The organism is Salipiger abyssi, assembly GCF_017311415.1.
Lineage (GTDB): Bacteria > Pseudomonadota > Alphaproteobacteria > Rhodobacterales > Rhodobacteraceae > Salipiger > Salipiger abyssi_A.
In genome coordinates this window covers 294,242-308,645 of sequence record NZ_JAEKIS010000003.1, presented here as the reverse complement: position 1 = coordinate 308,645, position 14,404 = coordinate 294,242, and the positions used below count along the sequence as shown (strand labels likewise).

15 protein-coding genes are annotated in these 14,404 nt (G+C 66.9%); 9 read left to right on the top strand and 6 right to left on the bottom strand.

Annotated elements, in window-relative coordinates:
- The first annotated feature begins 8 nt into the window (after positions 1 to 8).
- Entirely contained in the window at positions 9 to 1,496 is a 1,488-nt protein-coding gene (locus I6N89_RS06625) for a phospholipase D family protein (protein ID WP_207017455.1), read from the top strand.
- Positions 1,497 to 1,768: 272 nt separating this feature from the next.
- On the opposite strand, the gene I6N89_RS06620 is transcribed toward I6N89_RS06625, so the two are convergent.
- Positions 1,769 to 2,455: a rhomboid family intramembrane serine protease gene (locus I6N89_RS06620; RefSeq protein ID WP_207017510.1), complete on the bottom strand. Its 687-nt coding sequence runs from the start codon at positions 2,453 to 2,455 to the stop codon at positions 1,769 to 1,771.
- A gap of 76 nt (positions 2,456 to 2,531) precedes the next feature.
- On the opposite strand from I6N89_RS06620, the gene trpS reads away from it, so the two are divergent.
- The gene (gene trpS, locus I6N89_RS06615; protein ID WP_207017454.1) at positions 2,532 to 3,572 is read left to right on the top strand and encodes a tryptophan--tRNA ligase; all 1,041 of its coding nucleotides are present in this window, start codon (positions 2,532 to 2,534) and stop codon (positions 3,570 to 3,572) included.
- A 10-nt stretch (positions 3,573 to 3,582) separates the two neighbouring features.
- Here the strand turns inward: trpS and I6N89_RS06610 are convergent, their stop codons facing one another.
- The 3 genes from I6N89_RS06610 to I6N89_RS06600 form a co-directional block, all read right to left on the bottom strand.
- A complete protein-coding gene (locus tag I6N89_RS06610; protein ID WP_207017453.1) occupies positions 3,583 to 4,539 on the bottom strand; it encodes a D-alanyl-D-alanine carboxypeptidase family protein in 957 nt (318 codons plus the stop codon).
- A gap of 75 nt (positions 4,540 to 4,614) precedes the next feature.
- Positions 4,615 to 5,241, bottom strand: coding sequence for a hypothetical protein (locus I6N89_RS06605; RefSeq protein WP_207017452.1), 627 nt, complete (start codon positions 5,239 to 5,241; stop codon positions 4,615 to 4,617).
- A gap of 92 nt (positions 5,242 to 5,333) precedes the next feature.
- Complete coding sequence (locus tag I6N89_RS06600) at positions 5,334 to 6,395, bottom strand: YeeE/YedE family protein (RefSeq protein WP_207017451.1); 1,062 nt, start codon at positions 6,393 to 6,395, stop codon at positions 5,334 to 5,336.
- Positions 6,396 to 6,558: 163 nt separating this feature from the next.
- On the opposite strand from I6N89_RS06600, the gene I6N89_RS06595 reads away from it, so the two are divergent.
- The 4 genes from I6N89_RS06595 to I6N89_RS06580 all read left to right on the top strand — a co-directional run bounded on the left by I6N89_RS06595 (position 6,559) and on the right by I6N89_RS06580 (position 9,761).
- On the top strand, positions 6,559 to 6,993 hold the full coding sequence (locus tag I6N89_RS06595; RefSeq protein WP_207017450.1) for a cupin domain-containing protein: 435 nt from the start codon (positions 6,559 to 6,561) through the stop codon (positions 6,991 to 6,993).
- Positions 6,994 to 7,065: 72 nt separating this feature from the next.
- Positions 7,066 to 8,301, top strand: a complete 1,236-nt coding sequence (locus I6N89_RS06590) for an MFS transporter (RefSeq protein ID WP_207017449.1) — start codon at positions 7,066 to 7,068, stop codon at positions 8,299 to 8,301.
- Positions 8,302 to 8,429: 128 nt separating this feature from the next.
- Complete coding sequence (locus I6N89_RS06585) at positions 8,430 to 9,305, top strand: 50S ribosomal protein L11 methyltransferase (protein WP_207017448.1); 876 nt, start codon at positions 8,430 to 8,432, stop codon at positions 9,303 to 9,305.
- 105 nt (positions 9,306 to 9,410) lie between these two features.
- Positions 9,411 to 9,761, top strand: coding sequence for a hypothetical protein (locus I6N89_RS06580; RefSeq protein WP_207017447.1), 351 nt, complete (start codon positions 9,411 to 9,413; stop codon positions 9,759 to 9,761).
- A 160-nt stretch (positions 9,762 to 9,921) separates the two neighbouring features.
- Here the strand turns inward: I6N89_RS06580 and I6N89_RS06575 are convergent, their stop codons facing one another.
- Positions 9,922 to 10,209, bottom strand: coding sequence for a DUF1127 domain-containing protein (locus I6N89_RS06575; RefSeq protein WP_207017446.1), 288 nt, complete (start codon positions 10,207 to 10,209; stop codon positions 9,922 to 9,924).
- 322 nt (positions 10,210 to 10,531) lie between these two features.
- Between I6N89_RS06575 and ruvC the strand changes: the two genes are divergently transcribed.
- Genes ruvC through ruvB form a run of 3 tightly spaced genes read left to right on the top strand, consistent with a single transcriptional unit; the run spans position 10,532 to position 12,725 of the window.
- Positions 10,532 to 11,020: a crossover junction endodeoxyribonuclease RuvC gene (ruvC, locus tag I6N89_RS06570; RefSeq protein ID WP_207017445.1), complete on the top strand. Its 489-nt coding sequence runs from the start codon at positions 10,532 to 10,534 to the stop codon at positions 11,018 to 11,020.
- Positions 11,017 to 11,682, top strand: a complete 666-nt coding sequence (gene ruvA / locus I6N89_RS06565; protein ID WP_207017444.1) for a Holliday junction branch migration protein RuvA — start codon at positions 11,017 to 11,019, stop codon at positions 11,680 to 11,682. Before ruvC ends, ruvA begins: the two co-directional genes overlap by 4 nt.
- A 17-nt stretch (positions 11,683 to 11,699) precedes the next feature.
- Positions 11,700 to 12,725, top strand: coding sequence for a Holliday junction branch migration DNA helicase RuvB (gene ruvB / locus I6N89_RS06560; RefSeq protein ID WP_076696907.1), 1,026 nt, complete (start codon positions 11,700 to 11,702; stop codon positions 12,723 to 12,725).
- 95 nt (positions 12,726 to 12,820) lie between these two features.
- On the opposite strand, the gene I6N89_RS06555 is transcribed toward ruvB, so the two are convergent.
- Positions 12,821 to 14,281 (bottom strand): D-alanyl-D-alanine carboxypeptidase family protein, encoded by a 1,461-nt coding sequence (locus tag I6N89_RS06555; protein WP_207017443.1) that lies wholly within the window; start codon positions 14,279 to 14,281, stop codon positions 12,821 to 12,823.
- Positions 14,282 to 14,404: the final 123 nt, after the last annotated feature.

Genomic DNA, 14,404 nt, shown 5'->3' with positions numbered 1-14,404 from the left:
CCCCGCCCATGTCGCTCACCTCGCTCATCACCGCCGCCGAAGGCTTTCCCGCGCTCGAACGCCTCGCCGACACGGCGCGCGAGGAGCTTGTGCTCTCCTTCCGGATCTTCGATCCGCGCACCCGGCTGCGCAGCCCCGAGCTCATCGAGCAGGGCCTGCATACATGGGCGGACCTGCTGGCGCTGGTGGCCCGGCGCGGGGTGAGGCTGCGGCTGATCCTGGCGGATTTCGATCCGGTTTTCACCTCGGATCTGCACCGGCTGGCCTGGACCTCGGCCAGCGGCTTCGCCGAGGTACTCCAAGGCGATGCGCAGGTGCTCTGCGCGCCACATGGGCAAAAGGCCGGGCCGCTCTGGCACCTGGCGATGCGCGGGCGCATCGGCGCCAGCCTGCGCGCCCTGCGATCCGAAGACCCGGCACGGCTCACCCCGGTGCAGCGGGCGCTGATCAAGGGGCCGGTGCGGCTGCGCCCTGTGACCATCCACCAGAAATTCGCCGTGGCCGACGGCACGCGCTGCATCATCGGCGGGCTCGACATCAACGAGCGCCGCTACGACACGCCCGATCACGACCGCCCGCCGGCAGAGACCTGGCACGATGTCTCGATGCAGGTCGAGGACGCGGATTTCTCCGCCACGCTGCGGTTGCATTTCGCCGAGACCTGGAACGCCGCGCTTGCCTGCGGCACGCCGAGCCTGAGCGGCGCGGCAGAGCCGCTCGACACCAGCATCCGCCCGCAGGCCCCCGCCGATCTGCGCCTGGTGCGCACGGTCTCCGCCCCCTGCGGCGGCCCGGCCCGACTGGCACCCCGCGCCCGCGTGCAGGACCACGAGAAAGCGCTGATCGCGATGATCGGCGAGGCACAGCGGCATATCTATATCGAGACCCAGTTCCTGCGTCACCGCCCCATCGTCGAGGCGCTGGCCCGCGCCGCGCGGCGCCATCCGGATCTGCAACTGGTGATCGTGCTGCCTCCCGCCGCCGAGCGGGTGCTTTTCAGCAGCGATATCGGCTGGGACGCGCGCCACGGCCACGCGCTCCAGACCGAGGCGGTGGCGCGGCTCTCCCATGTCTTCGGCGACCGTCTGGCGCTGATCTCGCCCGGGCAGGACCGCCCCGCCGAGGACGAGGTGGCGCAGGTGCTCGGCGCCGGGCCGGTCTATGTGCATTCCAAGGTCACCCTGGTCGACGACCGGGTGGGCATGGTGGGCTCGGCCAATCTCAACGGTCGCTCGCTGCGCTGGGACACCGAGGCCTCGGTGCTGTTCCGCCGTCCCGACGATGTGAAGGCGCTGCGCGAGCGGCTGGCTGAGAAATGGCTCGGCCCCCGGCTCGGCGCGCAGAGCACGGTGCAGGCGCGGACATGGCGGCAGGCGGCGCTCGCCAATGCCGCGAAACCGCCCGAAGAGCGCGAGGGCTTTGCCCTGCCCTACCCGATGGCGCAGAGCAAGAAGCTCTCGCGCCTGTTGCCGCTGTTGCCGGCGGATATGTTCTGAAGGAGGTGGTGGGTTGGAAACCCACCCTACGGCGTAACCCTGCCCCGGCGCGGAACAAGGCCGCAGGCCGCCGCGACATCGCCGACCCGTCCGGGCGGGCTGGCGATTTGGTGACGCCAGCGCGATGTGTTGAGGTCTTTCGGACTTGGCCGGGATAAATCGAGAGGTTCTCAAGGCAGATCGCCACCCCACGGGCCGACGATGTCGCGGCTCACGAAAGGCTCGAGGCGTAGGGTGGCTTTCCAACCACCACGCGCGCCCCGCGAACCGCCTCAATCCCGCCGGAACCGCGCCAGCAGCCGCGCCCAGCCGCCCGGGATCAGCACGGTTGCCAGCAGGAACCCGGTGGCAAACCCGCCCAAATCGGCCACCCAGTCCTGGCTACCGCCGAAGATCAGGCCAAAGAGCAGCTGGATCGCCAGCAGCATCCCGATCAGCGAAAACGCCCGGATCTGCTGCGCGCCCATCTGCCCCAGCCGCAGCCAGAGCAGATATGTGAACGCTCCGATCAGCCCGTAAACCGGCGGAAACGCCCCGATCAGTGGCACCCGTGTATCCAGCAGCAGCCCATAGGCAAGCGCGCCGCCCAGCGTGGAGGCAAAGAACAGCACCGCCGTGCGCAGCGAGCCCAGCGCCTCGGCCACCATCTTGCCCATGGCGAGCAACATCACCCCGGCAAAGAGCGCATGGGTGAAATTGCCATGCACGAACGGGTAGCTGAACAGCCGGATCACATGCTCCGCCGGGAACTGCCCGGTCTGGAGCATCCATTGCAGCACCGGCGCCAGAAAGGCGAAACGCTCCATCGCGTCGAGGCGCCAGCCCACCGCCTCCGGGCCGCCGACGATCCCGTAGCTGCCGAGCGAAAACACCGCCTCCACGCCGACGATGACGATGAACAGCGCCATCACGACGGGCGGCATCGGGTTCAGGGGCGGTTCGTTATGCGGATGCACCATGGCGGGCTCTTTCTTGACGGCATGTCGGGGCATGGGTAAGCCAGCGCCACCCGAATATCCAGACGGAGTATGGCCCATGTCCGAGGCGGCCCAGAACAATCCCGCCTTCACCCCGCGCGTCTTTTCCGGCATCCAGCCGTCCGGAGGCCTGACGCTCGGCAATTATCTCGGCGCGATCAAGCGCTTCGTGGACATGCAGGGAAGCGGTGTCGAGACGATCTATTGCGTCGTCGACATGCATGCGATCACCGTCTGGCAAGACCCCGAGGCGCTGACACGGCAGACCCGCGAGCTGACCGCCGGCTACCTTGCCGCCGGGCTCGATCCGACGCAGTCGATCCTCTTCAACCAGTCCCAGGTGGCCGAGCATGCGCAGCTCGCCTGGATCTTCAACTGTGTCGCCCGGATGGGCTGGATGAACCGGATGACGCAGTGGAAGGACAAGGCCGGCAAACATGCCGAGAAAGCCTCGCTGGGGCTCTTCGCCTATCCCGCGCTGATGGCCGCCGACATCCTGATCTACCACGCCACCCATGTGCCGGTGGGCGAGGACCAGAAACAGCATGTGGAGCTGACCCGCGACATCGCGATCAAGTTCAATCATGACTTCAAGACCGAGTTCTTCCCGATCACCGAGCCGGTGATCGAGGGGGCTGCCACTCGGGTCATGTCGCTGCGCGACGGCTCCAAGAAGATGTCGAAATCCGACCCGTCGGACGCCTCGCGGATCAATATGACCGACGATGCGGATGCCATCGCCAAGAAGATCCGCAAGGCCAAGACCGACCCCGAGCCCCTGCCCTCCGATCTAGACGGGCTGGAGGGGCGGCCCGAGGCGCGCAACCTCGTCAATATCTACGCAGCCCTGGCCGAGATGCCGGCGGCGCAGGTGATGGCAGAGATGGGCGGCAAACCGTTCTCCGAGTTCAAGCCCCTGCTTGCGGATCTGGCGGTGGCCAAGCTGGCGCCGATCTCGTCGGAAATGGCCCGCTATATGCAAGACCCGGCAGAGATCGACCGCATCCTCAGCGGCGGCGCAGACCGCGCCCGCGCCATCGCGGCACCGATCCTCAAGAAGACCTACGAGATCGTCGGCATGGTGGGCGCCGGGGCCTGACCCCCGACGCTCAGCGCAAGGCAAACACACCGACCGAGCCCGCCCCCAGTGGCGGGCTCGCGTCTGTAACGGCACCGTTTGCCGCGGCGGTGAAGAGCGGCGCCCGATCCGCCAGCAGTGGGCGCGGTGCGGTGCGCGGAGGCATCGGCTTTGCCCGTTCCGGCGCTTTGGCAAACCCCGCATCCATCAGCCGTGACACCCGCGCGCTGCGCTCGGCAGACGAGCCCGCCCCCATCACCGTCACGATCAGCCGTTTGCTGCCGCGCCGGGCGGAGGCGGTCAGGTTGTAGCCCGCGGCACTGGTGTAGCCGGTCTTGATCCCGTCCGCGCCCGCATAGGCGCCCAGAAAGCGGCGGTTGGTATGCAGGATCTCGCGCCCCGCCGCCTGTGCCTTTCGCTGGCGGAACAGCTCGAAGAATTGCGGGAAATCGAGGGCAAGCTGCCGCCCGAGCAGGCTCATGTCGCGGGCGGTGGAATAATGCCCCTCTGCCGTCAGCCCGTGCGCGTTGCGAAACCGCGTGTTGCGCAGGCCCATCCGCCGCGCCGCGTCATTCATCCGCGTCACGAATGCGGTCTCGCTTCCCGCCACCGCCTCGGCAAGCGCCGTGGCCGCGTCATTGGCCGAGCGCACCGCCGTGGCGGTGATCAGATCGCGCAGCGTCACCCGCTCCCCCGCGCGCAGCCCGAGACGTGAGCCCGGCTCCAGCGCGGCCCTGGCGGAGATGCGCACCACATCCTCCATCGCCAGCCGGCCGCGCTCCACCGCCGAAAAGGCCAGATAGAGCGTCATCATCTTGGTGAGCGAGGCCGGGTGCCGCCGGGCATCGGCATTCTCCGCCGCATAGACCTGCCCGGTGCGGGCATCCATGACGAAACTCGCCCCCGGCGCCGCCAAGCCGCCGCCGGCTGCACACACCAGCCACAGCGCAAGCGCGCAAATCCGGATTCTGTCGCGAAATCGCCCCATGAGGCCGCCGGTTTCTCCTGCCATCGCATTCTGCGACACCAGCCATAGCCCGGCAGGCCTTTCAAAAGCGTGAACTCAGGCGCCCTGCCCGGCCCGCGCCGCCAGCCGCAGCGCGTGGCTCGGATCCTGCGCCATGGCCGGCATCACCGGATCATAGGCCGCGCGCAGCACGCCGGCGATGTCCGGGCGCAGCACCACGCGCCCATCCTCCAGCCGCCCCAGCGGCGAGCGCTCGGCAAAGGCGGTCTCGGACCAGACCAGCATCACCTGCACCACCTGCGCCAGCGCCAGCTCCTCGGCGGGCTGCGCCGCCAGCGCCTTGTCCATGCGCAGAAAGACGAACGCCGCCTTGATCGCGCCGTCGCGGTCGAAACGGAACACGCGGTACTGGTTGGCCCCGCCCGCCTGCAACCGCGCCACCATCTCGTCGAGCCCGTCGATCATCCGGCCCAGATCGGGCAGTTCCAGCAGCTCCCCCCAGTCGCGGAAGAAAAACACCATGACATTGGCGCCGAATTCCGGATCGGTCTCGGCCATCTTGTGGCCCGCCATGGCGCAGATCGCCTCGAAGGCGCCCTTCACCACACCCAGCGTCGCATCCTCGACCCCGAAGACAATGGGCACGATGGGCCGCCCCCAGCGGGCGCAGAAATAGCTGCCGTCCCTGCGGGTGAACAGCGGCTCGATGTCCTGAGGCTGCATGGCGCCCTCCTTCGCTTGCGACGGGGGCGCTTATAATGGGCGGCTGCGGGCGGATTGAAGCGGAAACTTTGCGCCACGCGCCACATCAGCGCTCAGGCCGTGGCGCATTGCCGCCGTCCGCCCATGAGCACATCCATGGTCATCCCCCCGATCCACATGCAAAAGAGCGCCATCCAGGCGGTGCCGGCAAAGATCGACCCGCCGGTGACCCCCGCGCCAATGGCGCAGCCGCCCGCCAGCATGCCGCCGAAGCCCATGAGCGCGGCGCCGATCATCGCGTTGCGCAGCGGCGTCGGGCCATCGAAACCCTGGAATTTCAGCTCCCGCCCCCAGGCGGCGGCGAGGAAGGCGCCGATGAAGACGCCCGGCACCAGCCCCACGTCGAATTCCAGCACCGCGCCCCGGTCGAGGAAGAACATCAGCGTATGCGCCGAGGGGCCGGTGAAAGTGGCGCTTTCGATCTGCACCGGGTCGAAGGCCACGTTCGACAGCGCATAGGTCAGCCCCCAGCCCAGCGCCACGGCAAAGCCGACGCCGGACGCGAAGATCAGCCGGGAAAAGCCGATGCGGTTGCGCCGCGACAGCTCCAGCGCGATGGCGGCGATGATCAGGCCGATGACCAGCCCCGCCTCGCGCGGCAGATGCGCCGCCGCCAGCAGGTCCATGTTGCGACCGCCTGAAGTCACCCAAAGCGCCGCCAGCTTGTCGCGCCAGGGCGATAGGATGCCCGAAAGGCTCATCTGCGCCACCACGGCAAAGATCATCCCCGAGATCACCGAACGCAGGTTGCCTGTGGCGGCCAGCACCAGCAGCCGGCCCGAGCAGCCATTGGCCAGCACCATGCCCGCGCCGAACAGCAGCCCGCCGATGATCGCGCCCGACCAGCTGCCCGGCACCGCCATCATTCGCGCGTTGGAGGCGTCGAAGAACCCCAGCAGCTGCGCGCCCTGCACCCAGACCAGCGCGGTGGAAAAGGTCAGCAGCCAGACCGCCACCTTGTCCTTCATCGCGCCGCGGGCGAATTCCACCGTCGCCGCCCGCAGGCAGAAGCGCGAGCGCTGCGCAGCGATGCCAAAGACCGTGCCGGTGAGCAGACCGAAGAGCGCGGCGGTCGGGCTTTCTCCGAGTCGTTCGACGAGAGCGATAAGATCCATGGCGCGGGCTCCTTTTGGCGGGGACTCATGCCCGCATGCGAATATGTGCGCCTTGATTCAGATCATGGGCGCCGCTTCGCGACATCGAGGTCGGAATTCGGCGCGACTTCGGCGGCGCGAAACGGCATCGCTGGCGAAACCCCGCACGAGGAGTGTGCCGCCCATGACCCAGCCCGAGATCACCCCCATCGTCGTGCCTCAGCTGGCCGCGTTGATGTCGCTTGCGGTGATGGCGGATGCGGCGAACACCCCGCTTGAGGGCGGCGAGGATCCGGCCTTTGGCAGCGTTTTCTGGCGGACTCTTTTCTGCGCCGACCGCACGCCCACCAAGGGAATGGTTCTGGGCATCGCGGAGTTCGGCCCCATGGGCACCTTGCTGCCGCATCGCCACGGTCCGGCGGAGATCTATTTCGGTCTCTCCGGCGCCGGCATCGTGACCATCGACGGCGTCCCGCATCCGCTCGGCCCAGAGATCGCTCTCTTTATTCCCGAAGAGGCGGAACACGGCACCGTTGCGGGACCGGAAGGTCTGCGCTTTCTCTATGTCTTCCCGCGCGACCGCTTTGCAGATGTAGAGTACCGGTTTTCGCAAGCCTGAGGAAGAGCTCTGCGCTCTGACGCACAGACTATCCGCTCGCCTTGGGGTAAATTCCGGCGTAAAGCACAAGTCATGACTCGTATCGTGCCTCTTGCTGCCGCGGGGACTCTGCCGGTCTGGCGGCGCCCCATCACCCTGCTCTTTCTCATGGCCGTGGCAATGCCGCTCAGCTTCGCCACATGGTCGGCGCTTCTGAACAATTTCGTCATCGAGGCGGCGCAGTTCGACGGCTCCGATATCGGCTGGCTGCACACGGTGCGCGAGATCCCCGGCTTTCTCGCCATCGGCGTGATCCTGGTGCTGCTGGTGATGCGCGAGCAGGTTCTGGCGCTCTCGGCGCTCGCGCTGCTGGGTGCGGCGACCGCGGTCACCGCCTGGTTTCCGTCCATGGCCGGGCTGCTGATCGTCACCATGCTCAGCTCCATCGGGTTCCACTATTACGAGACGGTGAACCAGAGCCTCCAGCTGCAATGGCTGCCCAAGGACCGGGCGCCGCAGATGCTGGGCTGGCTGCTCTCGGCGGCGAGCGCCGCGACCTTCGTCGCCTATGTGGCCATCGTCATGACCTGGGAGTCGCTGGGCCTGTCCTACAACACGGTCTATCTCGCCTCCGGCGGGCTGACGCTGGTGATCGTGGCCTATTGCGCACTGGTCTTTCCGCAATTCGAAAGCCCCAACCCGCAGCGCAAGAGCTTTGTGCTGCGCAAGCGCTACTGGCTCTATTATGCGCTGCAATTCATGGCCGGCGCGCGGCGACAGATCTTTATCGTCTTCGCCGGGTTCATGATGGTCGAGCGCTTCGGCTTCTCGGTGCATGAGGTGACCGCGCTGTTTCTGATCAACCTCGTGGTGAACCTCGTGGCGGCGCCGCTGCTGGGCAAGATGGTGCACCGCTATGGCGAGCGCCCGGTGCTGATCTTTGAATATGTCGGGCTGACGATTGTGTTCGTGCTCTATGGTGGCATCTACTGGTTCGGCTGGGGCGTGGTGCTGGCCTCGGTGCTCTATGTGATCGACCATGTCTTCTTTGCGCTGCGTCTGGCGCTGAAGACCTATTTCCAGAAGATCGCCGATCCCGGCGATATGGCGCCCACCGCCGCCGTGGCCTTCACCATCAACCACATCGCGGCGGTCTTCCTGCCCTTCCTGCTGGGCTATCTCTGGCTGGTCTCGCCGGGCGCCGTGTTCGGCCTCGCCGCCGCGATGGCGCTGGCCTCGCTGGGGCTGGCGCTGATGATCCCGCGCCACCCCGAACCGGGCAACGAGACGATCTTTTCCCAGCTCACCGCCCCGGCCCCGGCGGAATAGCCCGGTCGCAAGGGCGGATGCCTCCGGCGGGAGTGTATCTGGAAAGATGAAGGCCGAGGGCCGGCGCCGCCTCTTTCCAAGCCGCGTCAAACGCGCTATCGGGCCGCGACCCACCCGGAGACATTCTCATGCCCAAGACCTGGACCGCCTTCACCAAGCTTTCCGCCAAGGAGCCCGCCGAGGCGCTCGGCGAGGCGATGGAAGAGCTCGACCCGATGCCCACCGGCGTCGGCGTCTTCGAGATCGAGGACGGCTCGGGCACCTGGGAGGTCGGCGGCTATTTCACCGAAGAGCCCGACGGGATCGAGCTGGCGCTGCTGGCGGCGGCTTTCGGCGCGCAGGACTTCGTGGTCTCCGAAGTGCCCGATACCGACTGGGTCGACAAGGTGCGCCGCGAACTAACCCCGGTCGAGGCGGGGCGGTTCTTTGTCTATGGTAGCCATGACGCCGACAAGATCCCCGAAGGCGCCGAGCCGCTGCTGATCGAGGCCGCCATGGCCTTTGGCACCGGCCATCACGGCACCACGCTGGGCTGTCTGCGGGCACTCGACCGGCTGGCGACGGAGGGCTTCACCGGCAAGAGCGTCGCCGATATCGGCTGCGGCACCGCCGTGCTGGCCATGGCCGCCGCGCGGATCTGGCCCGATCCGGTGATCGCGTCAGATATCGACGAAGTCGCCGTCGAGGTGGCGGAGGCCAATGTTCGCGCCAACGACCTGACCGGCAAGGTGAGCTGCGTGGAGGCGGCGGGCTTCGGCAATCCCGAGCTGGCCGCCCGCGCGCCCTTCGATCTGGTCTTTGCCAATATCCTGAAACAGCCGCTGATCGACCTCGCCCCTTCGATGGCAGAGCATCTCGATACGAACGGATATGCGATTCTGTCCGGAATACTCACCCGGCAGGCGGATGAGGTCGTCGAGGTTTATGCACGGAACGGCATCAATCTCGTGCAACGAGACGAGATTGGCGACTGGGTAACCTTAACGCTTCGCAAATCCGCTTGAGAATCGCCGGATTTGAGGAGAACCCAAGGCAATCGCCTCAAATTTGCCGCAATTCGCACTCATAACCTCCGACATTCGGTGGGGGCCGGGTTTTACGAGGTTGCCATGGACAGGGCGTTACGCAATTTCGACAAGCGCCAGCGCGAAGTGACGGCGCGACATCGCCGGCTTGCGCAGGGCTATGTCACGAAGGTGAACCGCAACGGCACGATCGAGCACAAGCCGATCCGCCGGGTTCGTGCCAAAGGGTTCTCGCTGCGCCTCGCGCTTCTTGCCGGCCTCTGCTTTTTCATGTTCAAGGCGTTTCTTCTCGCCAGTCTCGGCGCAGAAGACTATGCGCTCCGCATCGGACATCTGGCGAACGGCACCCTGATCGAACGCGCCGGCGCCTGGCTGATGGGCACCGATCCCGTGACCGCGTCGCTGGCCACACTCATCCTGCCTTACCTGTCCTGAGTTTCCGCAGCCGGATCCATTCCGGACCGTTTCTCTCTCCGACTGTCTCTGTTGGGCTTGGGTAAAACGTAACAGGGCCGCGTCTTCATCCGAAAGACGCGGCCCTTTTTTCTGGCCTGCTGGCACGGCTGCGCCGTTCCGGCGCGATGAGGTGCATGCCTCAGCGTCCGCGTGCCACCATGTCGATATCGGCGCGGGTCAGCCCGATATCATCGAGTTCGCGGTCGCTCAGAGCTTCGAGGCTCTTGCGGGTCAGGCGCATCTCGTTCCATGCGATGAGTGCGTCGGAGATCGCCGAAGCAAAACGGCTGATCTGCGCCGCAATCGCGACGGATGCGGATGCGCTGCGCTCGGGAGCGGCGCCAAAGCCAGAAACAAAAACGGTGCCGATGCGGCCGGCCAGGCCGGCGGCGCCGTCTTGCGCGCGGAAGGTGTCATATGCCGACATAGGTCAGTGTCCTTGTCCTGAAGTTTTCAGAGTGCGTAATTTATATGCGGCAAATAGGCGGCTCTGCTCGATCCAGCAACACCCTGAAAACGCATGGGCCCTATGCGATTTCGGCATAGCTCGCATCGCCCTTAAGCTGTTGGAAATGAATTGCATAAATCGACTCGCGCGCTGTCGCCCAAAAGCGGCGTCATGTCGGTTTCCGGCGCCGCCCACGGCATTTTTGCATGGCTCGGGTGGAAATGAGCCGCTGCGGGGGCTTGGCGGATGTTCGCGTTTCGTGCTAATTCGAGGTATAAAAGCAACACAAAGGCGGGCAGGTATGAGGGTTCTGGGCATCGATCCGGGCTTGCGGCATCTCGGATGGGGAATCATCGACGCCGAAGGCAGCCGTCTTCGCCATGTCGCCAACGGAATTTGCGAATCGGGCACCGGCGCTCTGGCCGGCAGGCTGCTGTCGCTGCACTCCCAGCTCACCGAGGTGCTGAGCCGTTGGCAGCCCGAGATCGCGGCGGTGGAGCAGACCTTCGTCAACCGCGACGGCGCCGGCACGCTGAAGCTCGGCCAGGCGCGCGGCATCGCGTTGCTGGTGCCGGCGCAGTTCGGGCTGGAGGTCGGCGAATATGCCCCCAATAGCGTGAAAAAGACCGTGGTGGGCGTCGGCCATGCGGACAAGCGGCAGATCGACCATATGGTGAAGATGCAGCTCCCAGGGGTGGAGATCGCCGGACCGGATGCAGCGGATGCGCTGGCCATCGCCATTTGTCATGCGCATCACCTGGGCGCACAGCGGATGAGGGTAAAGGCATGATCGGGCGCGTTGCCGGACGGATCGAATACAAGGGCGAGGATCACGTCCTCATCGACGTGCGTGGCGTGGGCTATGTGGTCTATTGCTCCGACCGGGTGCTGGCCTCCCTGCCCCGCGCGGGCGAGGCCGCCGCGCTCTATACCGACCTGCTGGTGCGCGAGGATCTGTTGCAGCTCTTCGGCTTTCCCACACTGGTGGAGAAGGAATGGCACCGGCTGCTGATGTCGGTGCAGGGCGTGGGCGCCAAGGCCTCGCTGGCGATCCTCGGCACGCTCGGCCCCGACGGGGTGAGCCGGGCCATCGCGCTCGGCGACTGGAACGCCATCAAGGCCGCCAAGGGCATCGGCCCCAAGACCGCGCAGCGCGTGGTGAACGAGCTGAAGGACAAGGCGCCGACGGTCATGGCGATGGGCGTGGGCCCTGTGGCCAGCGCCGGCCCCGAGGTGCTCGACGACGCGGCGCCCGTCACGCCGGCCCCGGCCGCTCCGCGCCCTGCCCCTGCCGCCCCCGCGCAGTCCGAGGCGCTTTCGGCGCTGAGCAATCTCGGCTATGCCCCGGGAGAGGCGGCGGCAGCGGTGGCGCAGGCGGCGGGCGAGGCGCCCGAGGCCAATACCGCCGAGCTGATCCGCGCCGCGCTGCGGCTACTCGCCCCCAAGGGATGACGCGAAAGGGCTGACCCATGACCGGACCGGATCCGACCCTGCGCCCCGAGCCGATGGCCGAGGACCGCGACCGCGCGCTCCGGCCGCAGATGCTCGACGATTTCGTCGGCCAGGCGGAGGCGCGCGCCAATCTGCGCGTCTTCATCCAGTCCGCCCGCGCGCGCGGCGAGGCGATGGACCACACGCTGTTTCACGGCCCACCCGGGCTCGGCAAGACGACGCTGGCGCAGATCATGGCGCGCGAGCTGGGCGTGGGGTTCCGCATGACCTCCGGCCCGGTGTTGGCCAAGGCCGGCGATCTGGCGGCGATCCTCACCAATCTCGAACGCAACGACGTGCTCTTCATCGACGAGATTCACCGACTGAATCCGGCGGTGGAAGAGGTGCTCTATCCGGCGATGGAGGATTACGAGCTCGATCTAGTGATCGGCGAAGGCCCCGCCGCGCGCACCGTGCGGATCGAGCTGCAACCCTTCACGCTGGTCGGCGCGACCACCCGTTTGGGGCTGCTGACCACGCCGCTGCGCGACCGCTTCGGCATTCCGACGCGGCTGCAATTCTATACGGTGGAGGAGCTCAACAGCATCGTCACCCGCAACGCCGAAAAGCTCGGCGTGCGGGCGGAGCCCGATGGCGCCCGCGAGATCGCGCGGCGCGCACGTGGCACGCCCCGGATCGCCGGGCGTCTGCTGCGCCGGGTGGTGGATTTCGCCGTGGTCGAGGGCAATGGCGTGGTGACCCAGGCGCTGGCCGACCGCTCACTGACCCGGCTGGGCGTCGACGGGCTAGGGCTCGACGGCGCCGACCGGCGCTATCTGACGCTGATCGCCGAGCACTACGCCGGCGGCCCGGTGGGGATCGAGACGATCTCGGCGGCGCTGTCGGAAAGCCGCGACGCCATCGAGGAGGTGATCGAGCCCTATCTGCTGCAACAGGGGCTCATCCAACGCACCCCGCGCGGGCGGATGCTGGCACAGCGCGCCTGGACCCATCTCGGCATGGCCGCGCCGAAACCGCCCGGGCAGGCGACACTCTTCGACTGAAGAACACCCCGCAAAAGAAAACCCCCGGCGAGGTGGCCGGGGGCAGGGCTCTGGAGGTCCGCCCGGCGTTTTCGCCGGTGCGGTCTTGGTCTCGCTCAGCTCGGGCCGATCATGAAACAGGTCACCTGACGAGCCTGAAGGCGACGGCAGGCGAGATCTGCTGTTTCGCGGCTCAGCCCCATGAAATTGGCGTCGAAGCCACTGCTGCGGTTCACCACCTTGCGCAGGGAGCCATCAAGCGTGCTGGTCTCCATCAGCGCGGTTTTCAGCAGCACCTTCTCGGCAGAGTAGCGGCTGGGATAGCGGCCCACATTGATGCCCCAGTGGCGCCCGCCGGAGGTGGACAGCCGGGTGACGACCTCCTGTTCCTCGACCGGCTCGGCGACGGGCTCTGCGGCGGCCACCGCGGCGGCCACCGCGGCGGCGCTGGCCAGCACGATGCCCTTGGGACGGCGCACCGGCTTGACCGAAGCGCCCGGAGCCACGTCCGAAGCATCCGCCACCTGCTCCGGCACCGGCGCGGGCTCTGCCGCGACCTCGGCGGTCTGCACCGACGCCAGAACGGTTTCGATATCGCCCTCGACGCTGGCCACCAGCGGCGCCACATCGGTGCCCGAGGCACCCGGGCGGGATTGCGGCCGCAGACTGCGGGTAACCGCCGCGCTCACCACGCGGACCGTCTTGCCACGCGCCCCGTCCGGCGAAGGATCGGCGCTGCGGGCTACGGCGATATTGCCCAGATCCTTGTTGCCGAGATAGGGCGGCTTGCCGGGCCGACGCAGGGCAACGCGGGTGCCCGCCCGCTTGAACCCCAGATCCATCAGCTCGGCCACTTTGGCGTTGCGCGACGCGGTGGAGCGACCCCCGAACACCGTGGTGATAATCCGCTCCTGTCCGCGCTCAGCGGAGGCCACGAGGTTGAAGCCGGCGGCGCGGGTATAGCCGGTCTTGATGCCGTCGGCACCGCGATACTGCCCCAGGAAGCGGCGGTTGGTATTGGCCACCTCACGCATCCCCGCATGGGTCGTGACCCGCGAGAACAGGTTATAATACTGCGGATAATCATAGATCATGTGCCGGCCCAGCATCGACATGTCGCGAGCGGTCGACATATGCCCGCTCTCGGTCAGGCCGTTGGCGTTCTTGAAATTGGTCCGGGTCATGCCCATCGCCTTGGCGGTGCGGTTCATCCGGCGGGCAAAGGCGGCCTCGGACCCGGCAATCGCCTCGCCGATGGCGGTGGCGGCATCGTTGGCCGATTTCACCGCCGCGGCGCGCACCAGATAGCGCAGCTTGATCTTCTGCCCCTGCCGAAGCCCCAGCTTCGACGGCGGCTCGGCGGCTGCGTTGCGCGACACGGTTACGAGCGTGTCCATGCTCAGCTCGCCATGCTCGACCGCCTCGAAGGCGATATAGAGCGTCATCATCTTGGTGAGCGATGCCGGATGCAGCGGCGTATCCGCATTCTCCGCATGAAGGACTTCGCCAGATCGCGCGTCCATCACCATCGCGGCATAAGGCGCCGCCATTACGCTCATCGGTACCGCGATGAGCATCCATACTATTGTGAAAACATACAGGCCTGCTCGGCCCGGCCGTTGCCTACGCCGTCCCGTCACGGTATCCGCCTTTTGCTGCCTCTCGCCCCCGGATTTTTCCGATGAGCATTCTTGTCATTA

Bases quoted from the DNA above. Each gene is read 5' to 3' on its own strand.
- I6N89_RS06625 (WP_207017455.1), top strand. From the start codon at position 9: ATGTCGCTCACCTCGCTCATCACCGCCGCCGAAGGCTTTCCCGCGCTC.
- I6N89_RS06620 (WP_207017510.1), bottom strand. From the start codon at position 2,455: ATGGTGCATCCGCATAACGAACCGCCCCTGAACCCGATGCCGCCCGTC.
- trpS (WP_207017454.1), top strand. From the start codon at position 2,532: ATGTCCGAGGCGGCCCAGAACAATCCCGCCTTCACCCCGCGCGTCTTT.
- I6N89_RS06610 (WP_207017453.1), bottom strand. From the start codon at position 4,539: ATGGGGCGATTTCGCGACAGAATCCGGATTTGCGCGCTTGCGCTGTGG.
- I6N89_RS06605 (WP_207017452.1), bottom strand. From the start codon at position 5,241: ATGCAGCCTCAGGACATCGAGCCGCTGTTCACCCGCAGGGACGGCAGC.
- I6N89_RS06600 (WP_207017451.1), bottom strand. From the start codon at position 6,395: ATGGATCTTATCGCTCTCGTCGAACGACTCGGAGAAAGCCCGACCGCC.
- I6N89_RS06595 (WP_207017450.1), top strand. From the start codon at position 6,559: ATGACCCAGCCCGAGATCACCCCCATCGTCGTGCCTCAGCTGGCCGCG.
- I6N89_RS06590 (WP_207017449.1), top strand. From the start codon at position 7,066: ATGACTCGTATCGTGCCTCTTGCTGCCGCGGGGACTCTGCCGGTCTGG.
- I6N89_RS06585 (WP_207017448.1), top strand. From the start codon at position 8,430: ATGCCCAAGACCTGGACCGCCTTCACCAAGCTTTCCGCCAAGGAGCCC.
- I6N89_RS06580 (WP_207017447.1), top strand. From the start codon at position 9,411: ATGGACAGGGCGTTACGCAATTTCGACAAGCGCCAGCGCGAAGTGACG.
- I6N89_RS06575 (WP_207017446.1), bottom strand. From the start codon at position 10,209: ATGTCGGCATATGACACCTTCCGCGCGCAAGACGGCGCCGCCGGCCTG.
- ruvC (WP_207017445.1), top strand. From the start codon at position 10,532: ATGAGGGTTCTGGGCATCGATCCGGGCTTGCGGCATCTCGGATGGGGA.
- ruvA (WP_207017444.1), top strand. From the start codon at position 11,017: ATGATCGGGCGCGTTGCCGGACGGATCGAATACAAGGGCGAGGATCAC.
- ruvB (WP_076696907.1), top strand. From the start codon at position 11,700: ATGACCGGACCGGATCCGACCCTGCGCCCCGAGCCGATGGCCGAGGAC.
- I6N89_RS06555 (WP_207017443.1), bottom strand. From the start codon at position 14,281: ATGCTCATCGCGGTACCGATGAGCGTAATGGCGGCGCCTTATGCCGCG.